Annotated in this window: 13 protein-coding genes and 2 pseudogenes; 8 read left to right on the top strand and 7 right to left on the bottom strand. The window is 74.0% G+C overall.

Annotated features, from left to right (window positions below):
* Window positions 1-29 precede the first annotated feature (29 nt).
* Window positions 30-1,034, bottom strand: a complete 1,005-nt coding sequence (locus tag ACFVVL_RS28960; RefSeq protein WP_387680373.1) for a glutamate ABC transporter substrate-binding protein — start codon at window positions 1,032-1,034, stop codon at window positions 30-32.
* Between the two features lie 16 nt (window positions 1,035-1,050).
* The gene (locus ACFVVL_RS28965) at window positions 1,051-2,373 is read right to left on the bottom strand and encodes a hypothetical protein (protein ID WP_387680376.1); all 1,323 of its coding nucleotides are present in this window, start codon (window positions 2,371-2,373) and stop codon (window positions 1,051-1,053) included.
* A gap of 387 nt (window positions 2,374-2,760) precedes the next feature.
* Here ACFVVL_RS28965 and ACFVVL_RS28970 point away from each other — a divergent pair, with 387 nt between their 5' ends.
* From ACFVVL_RS28970 to ACFVVL_RS28980, 3 genes are all read left to right on the top strand, one after another.
* Window positions 2,761-3,336, top strand: coding sequence for a nucleosidase (locus tag ACFVVL_RS28970; protein ID WP_380287601.1), 576 nt, complete (start codon window positions 2,761-2,763; stop codon window positions 3,334-3,336).
* Window positions 3,337-3,374: 38 nt separating this feature from the next.
* On the top strand, window positions 3,375-3,893 hold the full coding sequence (locus ACFVVL_RS28975; RefSeq protein ID WP_387680379.1) for a DinB family protein: 519 nt from the start codon (window positions 3,375-3,377) through the stop codon (window positions 3,891-3,893).
* Window positions 3,894-4,002: 109 nt separating this feature from the next.
* The gene (locus ACFVVL_RS28980; protein WP_387680382.1) at window positions 4,003-5,487 is read left to right on the top strand and encodes a trypsin-like serine peptidase; all 1,485 of its coding nucleotides are present in this window, start codon (window positions 4,003-4,005) and stop codon (window positions 5,485-5,487) included.
* Between the two features lie 64 nt (window positions 5,488-5,551).
* Here the strand turns inward: ACFVVL_RS28980 and ACFVVL_RS28985 are convergent, their stop codons facing one another.
* The gene (locus ACFVVL_RS28985) at window positions 5,552-6,499 is read right to left on the bottom strand and encodes a sigma-70 family RNA polymerase sigma factor (protein WP_387680384.1); all 948 of its coding nucleotides are present in this window, start codon (window positions 6,497-6,499) and stop codon (window positions 5,552-5,554) included.
* 102 nt (window positions 6,500-6,601) lie between these two features.
* Here ACFVVL_RS28985 and ACFVVL_RS28990 point away from each other — a divergent pair, with 102 nt between their 5' ends.
* The gene (locus tag ACFVVL_RS28990; protein ID WP_387680387.1) at window positions 6,602-7,444 is read left to right on the top strand and encodes an SDR family oxidoreductase; all 843 of its coding nucleotides are present in this window, start codon (window positions 6,602-6,604) and stop codon (window positions 7,442-7,444) included.
* On the opposite strand, the gene ACFVVL_RS28995 is transcribed toward ACFVVL_RS28990, so the two are convergent.
* The gene (locus tag ACFVVL_RS28995) at window positions 7,431-8,054 is read right to left on the bottom strand and encodes a cysteine hydrolase family protein (protein WP_387680390.1); all 624 of its coding nucleotides are present in this window, start codon (window positions 8,052-8,054) and stop codon (window positions 7,431-7,433) included. The genes ACFVVL_RS28990 and ACFVVL_RS28995 overlap by 14 nt on opposite strands.
* Window positions 8,055-8,141: 87 nt before the next feature.
* Between ACFVVL_RS28995 and ACFVVL_RS29000 the strand changes: the two genes are divergently transcribed.
* From ACFVVL_RS29000 to ACFVVL_RS29010, 3 genes are all read left to right on the top strand, one after another.
* On the top strand, window positions 8,142-9,104 hold the full coding sequence (locus ACFVVL_RS29000; protein WP_380287595.1) for a GlxA family transcriptional regulator: 963 nt from the start codon (window positions 8,142-8,144) through the stop codon (window positions 9,102-9,104).
* Between the two features lie 129 nt (window positions 9,105-9,233).
* Window positions 9,234-10,607 (top strand): glutamate--tRNA ligase, encoded by a 1,374-nt coding sequence (gltX, locus tag ACFVVL_RS29005; protein WP_387680472.1) that lies wholly within the window; start codon window positions 9,234-9,236, stop codon window positions 10,605-10,607.
* 188 nt (window positions 10,608-10,795) lie between these two features.
* On the top strand, window positions 10,796-11,305 hold the full coding sequence (locus ACFVVL_RS29010; protein ID WP_387680393.1) for a cupin domain-containing protein: 510 nt from the start codon (window positions 10,796-10,798) through the stop codon (window positions 11,303-11,305).
* Between the two features lie 54 nt (window positions 11,306-11,359).
* On the opposite strand, the gene ACFVVL_RS29015 is transcribed toward ACFVVL_RS29010, so the two are convergent.
* From ACFVVL_RS29015 to ACFVVL_RS29025, 3 genes and pseudogenes are all read right to left on the bottom strand, one after another.
* Complete coding sequence (locus ACFVVL_RS29015; protein WP_380287593.1) at window positions 11,360-11,650, bottom strand: hypothetical protein; 291 nt, start codon at window positions 11,648-11,650, stop codon at window positions 11,360-11,362.
* A 130-nt stretch (window positions 11,651-11,780) separates the two neighbouring features.
* Window positions 11,781-12,275: a hypothetical protein gene (locus ACFVVL_RS29020; protein ID WP_387680481.1), complete on the bottom strand. Its 495-nt coding sequence runs from the start codon at window positions 12,273-12,275 to the stop codon at window positions 11,781-11,783.
* 286 nt (window positions 12,276-12,561) lie between these two features.
* A pseudogene (locus ACFVVL_RS29025) lies at window positions 12,562-12,819 on the bottom strand (ATP-binding protein); the annotation flags it as partial.
* A 215-nt stretch (window positions 12,820-13,034) separates the two neighbouring features.
* Between ACFVVL_RS29025 and ACFVVL_RS29030 the strand changes: the two are divergent.
* Window positions 13,035-13,157, top strand: a pseudogene (locus tag ACFVVL_RS29030) (helix-turn-helix domain-containing protein); the annotation flags it as partial.
* Between the last annotated feature and the right edge of the window lie 5 nt (window positions 13,158-13,162).

Below are 13,162 nucleotides of genomic sequence, written 5' to 3' on the forward strand. Positions count from 1 at the left end.
CCTAACGCGTGCCCCCGCCCGTGCGGCCGTCACCGCGGTGTCGGCCAGTGCCGGTCGGCGTCGTCCAGCAGGTACGGCTTGAGCCAGGTGTCGTACGCGCGGCGCCAGGCGCCACCGTTGTAGTAGTCGTTGAGCACCTGGTTCACCCGGGCCGTCAGATCGGTGCTGCCCTTCAGCATCGCCACGCCCATCACACCCGGGCGCACCTCGCCGTCCAGCACCTTGACGGTCTGGTCCTGCGCCGCCTGGCCGGCCGCCAGGCCGTCGTCGGTCATCGTCGCGTCGACCTTGCCGAGCTGCATCAGCACCAGGCAGTCCAGGTTGTTCTCCACCGGGACGAGCTTCTTGAGCGGCCGGGTCTTCAGCTCCTCCAGGGCGGAGGAGCCGGTCGCCGCGCACGCGGTGGTGCCGTTCAGCGCCTCGTCGAGGCTCCTGGCCGGCGAGGTCCGGGGCACCAGGACCCGCTGGCTGGTGGTGAAGTAGGGCCGGGAGAAGGCGATCTCCTCCAGCCGTTCGCAGGTGATCGACATGGTGCGGACGATGATGTCGACCCGGCCCTCCTTGATGTACTTGATCCGGTCGGCGGTCGGCACCGCCTTGAACACCACCTTCTCCGGGTCGCCCATGATCGCGGTGCCGATCGCCCGCGCGAGGTCGATGTCGAAGCCCTCCAGCCGGCCGTTGTTGGGGTTGCGCGAGCCCCACCGGTAGCTGTTCAGGTCGATGCCGACGACCAGGCTGCGGCGGGCCTTGATGGCCTGCACCGCCGCGCCGTCGACGCTGCTCGGCGGGACGCTCCGGTAGAGGTCGCAGGGCTCCGCCTGCCCGGACTGTTCCGCCTGCCCGGACTGCTCGGCCCCCTCCTGCTCGGCCGCCAGCGGCAGCTGCGCCGGTGCTCCGGCCCCGGCGCCGCCGTGCGGTCCGCCCGCGCCGAGCACCAGCGCGCCGGAGGCCAGCAGCGCCAGCGCCGCCGCCGTCCGGGCCGCGCGCAGCACCGCGGTGCGGCCCCGTCCCCGGTCCGTGATCGTGCCCATCCGCTCCGTCCCCCCTCTACCGGTACTCGGCCAGTCGGCGGCCGAGGCCGCCCAGCGCCGCGGCGGCGGCCACCAGGCCGAGCGCCGCGACGCCCGCCGCCGCGGTGCGCAGGTCCTTGTCGACGCCCAGGGCCGCCTCCCGGAAGCGGCCCTCCTCCAGCACGGCGGCCTGCGCCAACTGCCGGTCGGCGGAGCTGAACGAGGCGTCGGCGGTGTTCGGCACGTCCGCCTCCCGGGCCGTCACGGTGGCGTCCAGCGCGGCCTGGTAGTCGCCCTGGTTCTCCAGCGCGCCGGCCGCGGTGTGCCGCTGGTTCCACTGCTCGTAGTCGCGCAGCGCCTGGTCGACCGTGGCGCGGGCGTCCGCCGGTGCCAGCGCCTGGGCCTGGGCCAGGGTGCCGGTCGGCGCGCCGCCGTCCGGGCGGGTCCAGAGGTGGCCGGTGCTCGTCGACCACAGCTTGGCGTAGGTGGTGCTGGAGCCGCGCGACACGTAGTGCAGGTTCTCCGCCAGCCGGGCGGTCAGCACGTCCACCCGGGCGGCGTTGAGGGCCCGCAGCGGCGCGCCCCCCTCGCGCTCGCCGCGTTCGAGCGCCGAGCCGGCGCCGGTCGCGCTCACCGTCAGCCAGAGCACCGCGGCCAGGACGGAGGCGGTGGCGGCGAGCAGCCCGATGTTGAAGACCCGGTTGGTCCGCCGGAACAGCGTCAGCTGCACCCAGGCCAGGGCCAGCAGCGCCACCAGGCCCAGCGCGTAGCCGGCCCACGGGGTGGCCCGGGCCCGCGCCAGGTCGTCGGCCAGCACCTCGTTCTGGGCGGCCGACAGCCGGGCGGCGGCCGGCAGCAGTTCGGTGCGCATCTGCTCGGAGGCGTACCGCTGGTAGGCGCCGCCGAGCGGGAAGCCCTGGCGGTTGTTGGCCCGGGCGCTCTCCACCAGCCCCGCGTAGACCGGCACCTTCTGGTTGAGCGAGGAGAGCAGCTCCTGGAGGTCCGAGGAGGCGGTGGTGCGGGCGGCGGCCTCGGAGATCAGCTGGGAGGCCGTCCTGAGGTCCTGCTCGTAGCGCTCCCGCACGGCCCGCGGTTCGGCGCCCGCCAGCAGGAAGCCGCTCGCCGCGGTGGCGTCCGCGTCGGCCAGCGAGCGGTTGATGTCGGCGGCGGCCTGGCTGAGCGGCTGGCTGGAGCCGACCACCCGCTCGGCCGCCGCGGCCCGGGAGTTCAGCTGGACGGCGGTCAGCGCGCCGAACGCGAGGGCCAGCACGGCGAGCAGCGCCCCGGCGAGCCGCAGCCGCCCCGGCGCCGTCCGGGCGGCCCGTCCCAGCCGGGTGACGGGCCCGGGCCGCGGGGCCACCGCCGCTCCCGTGCCGCCGGACCGCGGCGCGGGCACCCGCGGCCCCTCGATACGCACCGGTGTCGCCACCAGCATCCCCCTCCCCAGTGGCCCGCCCTCCGTCTCCGGGGCCCGGCCGTTGCCAGCAGTATGGCCGTCACTCCCGGCGGCCACACCCGAGTTGCGCGGATCTTGAGCTCTGCTTGCCCGCGGTGCTCCGCGGCTTCCCGTCCGTCCCGGCCCGGTCCGCCCCCGAGGCGCGGGCGGGCGGCGAACGGGTCGACGCGGCACGCACCCTACGCGGTTCCCGGGCGTAGCGGAGGGTCCGGGTCCGTTTGCGGGGGCGACTCCCCGGCGCGGGCGGTTCGTGCGCCGGTGCGACGGCCGGGGCCTCCGTACGATGGCGGCATGCGCCTTCTGGGAACGATCTCCGCCGACCGACCGCTGCTCGTCGTCGCCGTCCGGGAGGAGGCCGCCCATCTCGGCGACCACCTGCCGGTGCTGCTGACCGGCATCGGCAAGGTCAACGCCGCCGCCGCGCTGGCCACCGTCCTCGCCGGGGGCCCGCACCCCTCCGAGGTCGTCAACCTCGGGACCGCCGGGGCCCTGCGCCCCGGTTGGGAGGGCACCCACACCGTCACCCAGGTGATCCAGCACGACCTGGACACCCCGACCCTCCAGGCCCTCACCGGCCGCGTCTACGGCGCCCCGCTGGTCGTCGGCAAGGGCGACGGCCCGGTGCTGGCCACCGGTGACCTGTTCGTCTCCGACGCGGCCGCCCGCGACCGCCTGGCCGGGCACGCCGACCTGGTCGACATGGAGGGCTACGCCGTCGCCACCGTCGCCCACCGGGCCGGTCTGCCGGTCCGGCTGGTCAAGCACGTCAGCGACGAGGCGGGCGACGGCGCCGGGCACACCTGGCGGGAGAGCGTCGACGACTGCGCCCGCCACCTCGCCGACTGGCTGCACGGCCAGGGCTGGTGACGGTACGTCTGTTCGAGGACGGTGGTTAAGGTGGCGCAATGACCGACTCCACCGCCGCGAGCGGGCGGGGTGACCTGCGCCCGCCGGGGATCAACGCCGACGAGTACAGCACCCTGCTCACCATCCTCGACTACCTGCGCGAGAGCGTGATCGCCAAGACCGACGGGCTCGGTGACGAGGACGCCCGGCGGCCCGGCGTCGCCTCCGGCACCAGCCTGCTCTGGCTGGTGCGCCACCTCACCGCCGTCGAACTCAACTGGTTCCTCTGGGCCTACCGGGGCGACGACGTCGAGCCGTGGGACGACGACGCGCCCTCGCCGGGTGACGAGACGGTGGCGGAGTCGGTCGCCGCGTACCGGGCGGCGATCGCCCGCACCAATGCGGTGATCGCCTCGGCGGCCGACCGCCTCGACCGCCCGGGCGCACGCTCGCTCCGGCCCAACTCCGAAGCGCCGTCGATGCGTTGGCTACTGGTGCACATGATCGAGGAGACCGGCCGGCACGCCGGTCACGCCGACATCCTGCGCGAGCGGCTGGACGGCGCGGTCGGTCGCTGACGGGGCGGGGCGTGCGGCCGGCCGACGATCAGTGGAATACTCCCCCGCGCAGTACCCGGCGCCGCTCCGGCGGCGCCGGGTGTTTTTCATACAGGGGGAACAGAACTTCATGTCATCGACTGACAGAAATGTCGGCCGGCGCCGCACCGTGCGCACCGCCAGGACGGCCCTCGGGGCCTCGGCGCTCGCGCTCGCGCTGGTCACCACCGCGGCCTGCGGGCCGGACAACAGCTCGGCCGACTCGGCCGTCACCGCGGCAGCGGGTCCGGCCGGGGGGCCGAACCTGGGACTGCCCGCCAACCTCGACGATCTGAAGAAGTGGAAGTTCGAGGACTGGGAGAAGTGGGCGAAGGACTACGCCCTCCCGGCCGCCGCCAAGGGCTTCTGGACGCTGGACAAGCTGCTCAAGGCCAAGCCCACGGAGCCCCTCGCACCGCCGGCTCCGCCCACGGCCGCACCGCCGGCCCCGCCCGCGCAGCCGTCGCAGGCCCCGGCGCAGCCCAGCCCGCCCGGTGCGCCGTCCGCGCCGTCCACCGCGACCGGCAAGCCGCCGGCCGGACAGCCGACCCAGCCGGGGCACCCGACGCCGCCGCCCGCGGCGCCCAAGCCGTCCACCACCCAGCAGCCGGCCTCGCAGGCCCCGGCCCCGCCGGCCCAGCCGCCCGCGCAGCCGACCCAGGCCCCGGCCCAGCCGTCGCAGGCGCCGGCCCAGCCCGGCCAGCCGTCGCAGGCCCCGGCGCAGCCGCCGGCCCCGCCCGCGCAGCCCGCCGACAACGGCAACGACCCGCTGCCCAGGACCGTCAACGCCCAGCCGCTGCCGCACCCGTACGCCAAGCCCGGCGTGCACGGCAAGCTGTTCGCGGACGCCCCCGGCAGCGGCGCCGACGCGGCCGCCGGCCTGAGCCACTACCAGTGCTCCGCCACCGTGGTCGCCGACCCGGCCCACCCCGGCAAGAGCAACCTGGTGTGGACCGCCGGTCACTGCGTCCACCAGGGCAAGGGCGGTTCGTACTACAGCAACATCTCCTTCATCCCGGCCTTCAACAGCACCGGCGCGCTGAGCGGCGGCAAGCAGGCCGAGGAGGCCCAGTACGCACCGTTCGGCGTCTGGAACGCCACCCAGGCGGTGACCTCCCCGCAGTGGAAGGCCGAGGGCGGCGACGGCGGCTCCCCGGCCACCCACTACGACTTCGCGATCATCCGGGTGCAGCCCGCCGACGGCGGCAAGTCGCTGGAGGAGACGGTCGGCGGCGCGCTGCCGGTCTGGTTCAACGCCCCGCGCGACCAGCTGGGCATCACCGAGTTCGGCTACCCGGCGGCCCCGCCGTACGACGGCATGGAGCTCAACCGCTGCGAGAGCGGCAAGCCGACCCGGCTCTCCTACGACCCGGCCCGCCCGCCGATGCTCACCATCGGCTGCACCATGACCGGCGGTTCCAGCGGCGGCGGCTGGCTGGCGGTGAAGGACGGCAAGCCGGCGCTGGTCAGCAACGTCTCGGTCGGCAAGCACACCGGCGACCCGAAGTTCCAGGCCGGCCCGTACCTGGACGACGTCGCGGCCGGCGCGTACGACTTCATCTCCAAGAAGGGCTGACGCCCTCCCGGCACGGCCGTCCCCGCGCACCCCTGCGGTGCGCGGGGACGGCCGCCGTGCTGCCTCAGTCCGCGAACGCCGCCAGGTCGAGCGCGGCCAGCCGCTCCGGGTCGCTGAGCACGTCGATCGCCACGATCACGCCGTCCAGCACGGTGAACGCCATCACCGACACCGCCCGGCCGTGGGCGCCGATGACCACCACCCCCGCCGCGCCGTTGACCAGCGCCGGGCGCGCGTACGGCGACAGGCCGCGGAACATGACCGCCTGCCCCGCGACCGTCCGGGCCCCCCGCAGCACCACCGGACGCCGCTCCCGGCCGACGTCGCCGTCCGCCCGCAGCACCACCTCCGGGTCCAGCACGGCGAGCAGCGCGTCGAGGTCCCCGGTGCGGGTGGCGGCGAAGAACGCGTCGACGGCCACCCGCTGGCGGGCGAGGTCCCGGTCCGGCGCGGGCGCCCGGCCCTGCACCTTGCGGCGGGCCCGGCTGGCCAGCTGACGGGTCGCGGCCGCCGTCTTCTCGATCAGCGGGGCGATCTCCTCGAACGGCACGGCGAACATGTCGTGCAGCACGAAGGAGACCCGCTCGGCGGGGGAGAGCGACTCCAGGACGACCATCAGCGCCAGCCCCACCGAGTCGGCGAGCAGCACCTCCTGCTCCGGGTCCGGCGCGTCCGCCCGCGCGATCAGCGGGTCCGGTATCCGCGGCGGCGGCTCGGCGCCGGCCGTCTCGGTGTGCGACTCGAAGGACTCCTCGCGGCGCTGCGCCCGCGCGCGCAGCTGGGTGAGGCAGAGCCGCCCGATCACCGTGGTCAGCCAGCCGCCGAGGTTCTCCACCCCGGAGGTGTCCGTGCGGTCGTAGCGCAGCCAGGTGTCCTGGACGGCGTCCTCCGCCTCGGCGAGCGAGCCCAGCATCCGGTAGGCCACCGCCCGCAGGTGCGGACGGTGCGCCTCGAACAGCTCCGCGGCCTGGGAGGATCCGGCGGATCCGGCGGCCAGAAATTTCTCGTCCACCCGTGTCACATTCCTTCGTCGCCGTCAGTCAAAGCTCCGGAACCACGAAACCTAGCGGCTGCACCGGAGGCCAGGCTTCCGGCCGACGAAGGAGAGACCACCATGACGAACCCGACCGGCCAGGCGAACCCGGGCAGCCCGGTCACCGCCCCCGTCCTGGTGACCGGCGGCACCGGCACCCTCGGCCGGCACGTGGTGCCGCTGCTGCGCGCGGCGGGCCGGGAGGTCCGGGTGCTCACCCGCAACCCCCGCCCGGCCGCCGACGGCGTCCGCCACCTGGCCGGCGACCTGATGACGGGGGAGGGCGTGGACGCGGCGGTGGCCGGCGCCGAGGTGGTGCTGCACCTGGCCGGTGACGCCAAGCACGACGAGGCCACCACCCGCACCCTGGTCGCCGCCGCCCGCCGGGCCGGGGTGCGGCACATCGTCTACATCTCGGTGATCGCCGCCGACCGGGTGCCGCTCGGCTACTTCCGGGCCAAGCACGCCGCCGAGCAGGCCGTCGCCGGCTCGGGCGTCCCGTTCACCACGCTGCGCGCCGCCCAGTTCCACGACCTCGCGCTCAAGACGGCGGCCGCGATGGCCAAGCTGCCCGTCGTCCCGGCGGTCAACGGCATCCGCTGGGAGCCGGTGGACGCCCGGGACGTCGCCGAGCGGCTGGTCGAACTGGCCCTGGAGGCGCCCGCCGGGCTCGTCACCGACCTCGCCGGCCCGGCGGTGCGCACCCTGGGCGACCTGACCCGCGACTACCTGGCGGCCGCCGGCAAGCGCCGTCCGATGCTGCCGCTGCGCGCCCCCGGCGCGGTGGGCCGCTGCTACCGGGAGGGCGTCAACCTGGCCGGGCCCGGGGCCGACCGGGGCGCCCGCAGCTGGGAGGCGTTCCTCGCCGGGACCTTCCCGGCGGGGGCCGCGGCGGGCGCCGCCGGCCGGGTCAGGACCAGCTGACGGTGGCCGGCTCGCCGGTCTTCGCCGCCGTCACCACGGCCTCGGTGGTGACCACCTTGGCGAACCGCATCGCGTGCAGCACCGTCCGGGTGGCGCGGGCGAGTTCGGCGGCGGGGACGGTCACGCCGTCCGGGCCGGTCTGGTCGAAGGCGTGCATGGCGTCGACCGGGAAGACCGCGTCGTAGCCGAGGTTGCCGGCCATCCGCGCGGTGGTCTCGTTGCAGACGTTGGTGATGATCCCGGTGATGACGACCTGCCGGGCACCCCGCTCCTGGAGCCAGGCGTGCAGGTCCGGGGTGCCGTAGAAGGCGCTGTTCACGGTCTTGGTGACGTGCAGGTCGGGCGTGACCGCGGCCACGAAGTCCTTCAGCTCGTAGCCGGGCGTGCCCTTCGCGAGCGGGCCCGCCGCGGACGCGTGCTGGACGGTCACGACCGGCCGTCCGGTGGCCTGCCACACGTCGATCAGCTCGCCGATCCGCTGCTCGGCCGCGGGGTTGTCGCGCTCGCCCCAGAACGCGGAGTCCTCGAAGCCCTTCTGGACGTCGATGACGACCAGAACGGCGTCGGAGTCGATGGTGAGCGGGGCGTCGAGGGCGCTGGTGTTCGTCATGCGTCCATCCTGCGGCGGGCCCGGACGGCGCGGTGAGCGGCAGTGGAGCCACCCATCGATACGATCCTGCCACTACCATGGCGCCCCATGCGGACGGTGGGATGCGTGATCTTCGACGGTGTCCGGCCCTTCGACTACGCCGTGATCGGCGAGGTCTGGGCCAACCGGGGGAGCCGCCCCGGCCTGCCCCCGTTCGAGCTGCGGATCTGCGGACCGGAGGGCGCCCGGGTCCGCTTCGACGGCGGGCTGGAGCGCGTCCCGGACTTCGGGCTGGACGCGCTGGCCGGCTGCGACCTGGTCGTCGTGCCCGGCATGCAGCGACCCGACGAACCGGCCGACCCCGCCGTCCTCGCCGCCCTGCGCACCGTCCACGCGCGGGGCATCGCCCTCGCCTCGCTCTGCGCGGGCGCCTTCCTGCTCGCCGAGGCCGGCCTCCTCGACGGCCGCCCCGCCACCACCCACTGGGCCTTCACCGACGAACTGGCCCGCCGCTTCCCGGCGGTGGACGTCCGCCCGGAGGTGCTGTTCACCGGCGAGGGCGGGCTCTGGACCTCGGCCGGGGTGGCGGCCGGCATCGACCTCTGCCTGCACCTGGTCCGCGCCGCCCACGGCGAGCGGGCGGCCGCCGCGATCGCCCGCGCCATGGTCACCGCGCCCTTCCGCTCCGGCGGCCAGGCCCAGTTCATCCCCTCCCCGGTCCCGCAGCCCACCGAGTCCGACGATCCCCTCACCCGCGTCCGCACCGAGGTCCTGGCCGCCCTCGACACGCCCTGGACCGTGCGCCGGATGGCCGCCCTCGCCGTGATGTCCGAACGGACCTTCGCCCGCCACTTCAACGCCACCACCGGCACCACCCCACTGCGCTGGCTCCTCGACCAGCGCATCCTCACCGCCCAGCGCCTCCTGGAGGACACCGACCTGCCCGTCGACACCGTCGCCGCCCGCTGCGGCTTCTCCTCCGCCGTCTCGCTGCGCCCGCCCTTCACCGCCCGCCTCGGCGTCCCGCCCCGCGAGTACCGCCGCACCTTCCGGGGGCGTGACGCGGGCTGACCCGGGCGGATGCGGGCGGATGCGGGGTGCGCGTGCCGGGCACCCCGCCCCGGCCCGATACCCTTGGGTTTCATGACCACCGAGGTATCCCGTCCCGTCCGCGTCCGTTTCGCTCCGAGCCCCACCGGCATGTTCCACGTCGGCGGTGCCCGCTCGGCGCTGTACAACTGGGCGACGGCACGACAGCAGGGCGGTGTCTTCGTCCTGCGGATCGAGGACACCGACGCGGCCCGCAACAAGCCCGAGTGGACCGACGGCATCATCAGTGCCCTCGCCGCGATCGGCATCCACGAGGGGGATCCGGGCTTCGAGGGCCCGTACTTCCAGTCCGCCAACGCCGCCAGCCACCGCGCCGCCGCCGAGAAGCTGTACGCCGCCGGCCGGGCCTACTACTGCGACTGCACCCGCGAGCAGGTCGCCGAGCGCTCCGGCTCCGCCCAGACCGGCTACGACGGCTTCTGCCGCGAGCGGGGCCTGGAGTACGCCGAGGGCCGCGCGCTGCGCTTCCGCACCCCGGACGAGGGCACCACCGTCGTGGTGGACCTCATCCGCGGCGAGCCGGCCTTCCCGAACTCCGCGATCGAGGACTTCGTGGTCGCGCGCGGCGACGGCAGCCCGGTGTTCCTGCTGGCCAACGTGGTCGACGACCTGGAGCAGGGCGTCACGGAGGTCATCCGCGGCGAGGAGCACCTCTCGAACACCCCGAAGCAGCAGCTGCTGTGGGAGGCGCTCGGCGCCACCCCGCCGGTCTGGGCGCACCTGCCGGTGATCGTCAACGAGAAGCGGCAGAAGCTGTCCAAGCGCCGCGACAAGGTGGCGCTGGAGGACTACCTGGCCGAGGGCTACCTGCCCGAGGCGATGGTCAACTACCTGATGCTGCTGGGCTGGGGCCCGAAGGACGACGTCGAGATCCGTCCGTACGCCGAGCTGGAGCAGCTGTTCCGGATCTCGGAGGTGAACGCCGCCTCGGCCTTCTTCGACGTGCAGAAGCTGCGCTCGTTCAACGGCGAGTACATCCGCGCCCTGTCGGTGGACGCCTTCATCGCCGCCTGCGCCCCGTACCTGGCCGCCGACCGCGCGCCGTGGGCGGCCGAGGCCTTCGACGAGAAGGCCTTCGCCGAGCTGGCGCCGCTCGCGCAGTCCCGGATCGCGGTGCTGGGCGAGATCGTCGAGCAGGTCGACTTCCTGTTCCTGGCCGAGCCGGTCCAGGACGAGCAGTCGTGGGCGAAGGCCATGAAGAACAAGGACGTCGCGCTGGCCCTGCTGCGCACCGCCCGGGAGAAGCTCGCCGCGGTCGAGGCCTTCGAGGCCGCCGCACTGAAGGACGAGCTGGAGGCCGTGGCCGCCGAGCACGGGCTGAAGCTGGGCAAGGCGCAGGCGCCGATCCGGGTCGCGGTCACCGGCCGCACGGTGGGCCTGCCGCTGTTCGAGTCGCTGGAGGTGCTGGGCCGCGAGCGGACCCTGGCCCGCCTGGACGCGGCGGCGGAGCGTCTGGCCGCCTGACGGCAGTGCCTCTCCGAGGGCCGTACCCCGCCGCTGGGGGGTACGGCCCTCGGGCGTTTCCGGTGCGGAATTGACCCATGATTCTGCTCCGGAAATGCCCCTCACCCCCGGTCTCCATCCTCCCTAGAGTGATCATCACAAGGTCACGGCAGGGGAGCCGGGACCGCCCGAGACCGGGGAGAACCACCATGAACGCCCGCCCGCAGAAGCCGCTGCTGACCCGCGCCGCCACCGCCGAGACCACCAGCGACCCGAGCAGCGTGATGACCCTGCTCGCCGACTGCGGCACCGACGGCAGCCCGGTCACCAGCTACCGTTCCACCTTCGCCGAGGGCGCCGTCGGTGCTCCGGCCCACTTCCACACCCGGGCCTCCGAGCTGTTCTTCGTGATCGGCGGCTCGCTCCAGGTCCTGCTGGACGACAAGGTCGAGCTCCTCGGCGCCGGCGACCTCCTGCTCGTCCCCCCGCACACCCCGCACGCCTTCGCCGCCGCCCCCGGCCGCGAGGCCGACGTCCTGTTCGTCTTCACCCCGGGCATGCCGCGCTTCGACTACCTGCGCCTCCTCGGCCGCGTGATGCGGGGGGAGGCGAGCCCCCAGGAGATCAAGGACTCCTCCGAGCGGTACGACAACCACTACGTCGACAGCCCCCTGTGGCGCGCCACCCTGGAGGCGGCGGCGGCCGGTGCCGGAGCATGAGGCCGGCGCGGTCGCGTAGGAAGTCGGACTGGCCGACTTCCTACGCGGCGGGTCCTACCTGATCTGCACGGAGGAGCCGAACTCCTGGGTCGTCCCGCCGCCGGGGGGAACGACCGCGATCACGTTGCCGGTACAGTTCGGGCCGCTGTACACGAGGGCGTACCCGTCGGTTTCGTTGAACACGATGAGCGGGGAGATCGTCGAGTTGTAGCAGCCGCTCGGGTTGGTGATGACCGTGTCCGGCGCGATGACGAGTTCTCCGGTGGCGGCGAGGGCTGTGGTGGGCAGGGCGAGGGCCACGGTCCCGGCGGCGAGGGTGCCGAGAACGGCCGTGAGACGTCGCACGGATGACTCCTTGGGGGTCGGGGGATCAGGGGCGGACGTGCCCCGAACACAACCTCTCCGCCCGTAGGAGCGGCCGCAATCCGCGCGCGCCGAGCGGGTGATCTGCGTGCGCACGAATGGGTGTGGGCGGCTATCGGCTGTGGAGGTGGGTGTCCGGGAAGTCGGCGGGCGCGCGCAGGACGAGCGCGGAGAGCGTGGACCAGTACGCCGACACGCCGGTCACCACGATGCAGCCGGTCTCATGGGGGAGCCGGGGGAGGTGGGCGCTGAAGCAGTCCTGGTGATGGTGGGCGTGCACGGGGACGAGGAGCGAGTCGAGGCTGATGTCCCGGCCGAGGTAGGGAAGTTGGTCGGTGACGCCCTCGGCGGACCGCCCGCTGTTGACCATGAAGTTGAGCAACTCATTGGTCGGCTCGGCGAGTTGCAGGACGGTCGAGACCGTGCCCACCGGCTCGCCGTCCGGCAGGTGGTAGCCGACATCGATCTGGTAGAAGAAGTCGTTGAAGGAATGGCGGCCCATGGCGACGGGCCAGTCGGCGGGCGCGTCCCGCAGGACGGCCACCGGCTCGCCGAACGCCAGCGCGGTCTCCCGGTCGGTGGGGAAGTGGAAGTCCTTCGGTGTCATGGCACGGAACAATGTTGTCTCCTAAGGGAGTTGGGTGCCCGAAGAAGTACACCATGCCGGGTCGGCGGTGTGGTCGCCCTGGGTCAGGCCGGGGCGAGCTTCGGGGTGCTGTCGAGGCTGAGATCGGTGAAGTCGGGGGCGGGGGCGATGAGGGCCCAGACGAACTTGCCGATGCCGCCGGCGCGGGGGCGGCAACCCCAGCGTTCGGCGAGCTCGTTGACGAGGAGAGGCCGCGGCCGTGCTCGTCGTCGGGGGAGGCCGGGGGCTGGAGGGTGGGGCGGCCGGTGCCGGCGTCGTGGACCTCGATGCGGAGGCGGCCGGCGATGACGGCGAACCGGATCTCGATGAGGCGGTCCGGCGGCGCGTCGCCGTGCCGGACGGCGTTGGCGAAGAGCTCGCCGAGGATCAACTCGCCGACGTCGGAGAATCGTTGGCCCTGCGGCATCCCGACGAGATAGGCGCGGAGGATAGTGCGGGCGAGGGGGGTGGATTCGGTCCGGGGGGTGAGTCGGGCGGCGAAGTCGCGAGGCCGGTGACAGGGCATGGGGACCTCCGGGGGTGAGGGGGGATTGGAACGGGCGCGCGAATGGGGCGCGTGAATCACGCTGCGCAAGCGAATAACTCCGTTCCGAGATCAATCATCGGCTTTCGGAGGTACGGTGACGACCAGATCGCCGTGCGGGGTGTGTGCGGCACGTGAGGGGAGCGGTCATGGCACACCGGAGGATCAAGCGGGGACCGACGGCGAGCTCGGCGGTGATGTTCGGCGAGGAGCTGCGGTTCTATCGGGAGCTGGCCGGTTACACCCAGGAGGAGTTGGCCAAACTCCTGCACTGCGACCGAACCGTGCTGACGCGCTGCGAGAGCGGCAAGCGCCGGATGCAGCC

Source organism: Kitasatospora sp. NPDC058115 (assembly GCF_042884635.1).
GTDB lineage: Bacteria > Actinomycetota > Actinomycetes > Streptomycetales > Streptomycetaceae > Kitasatospora.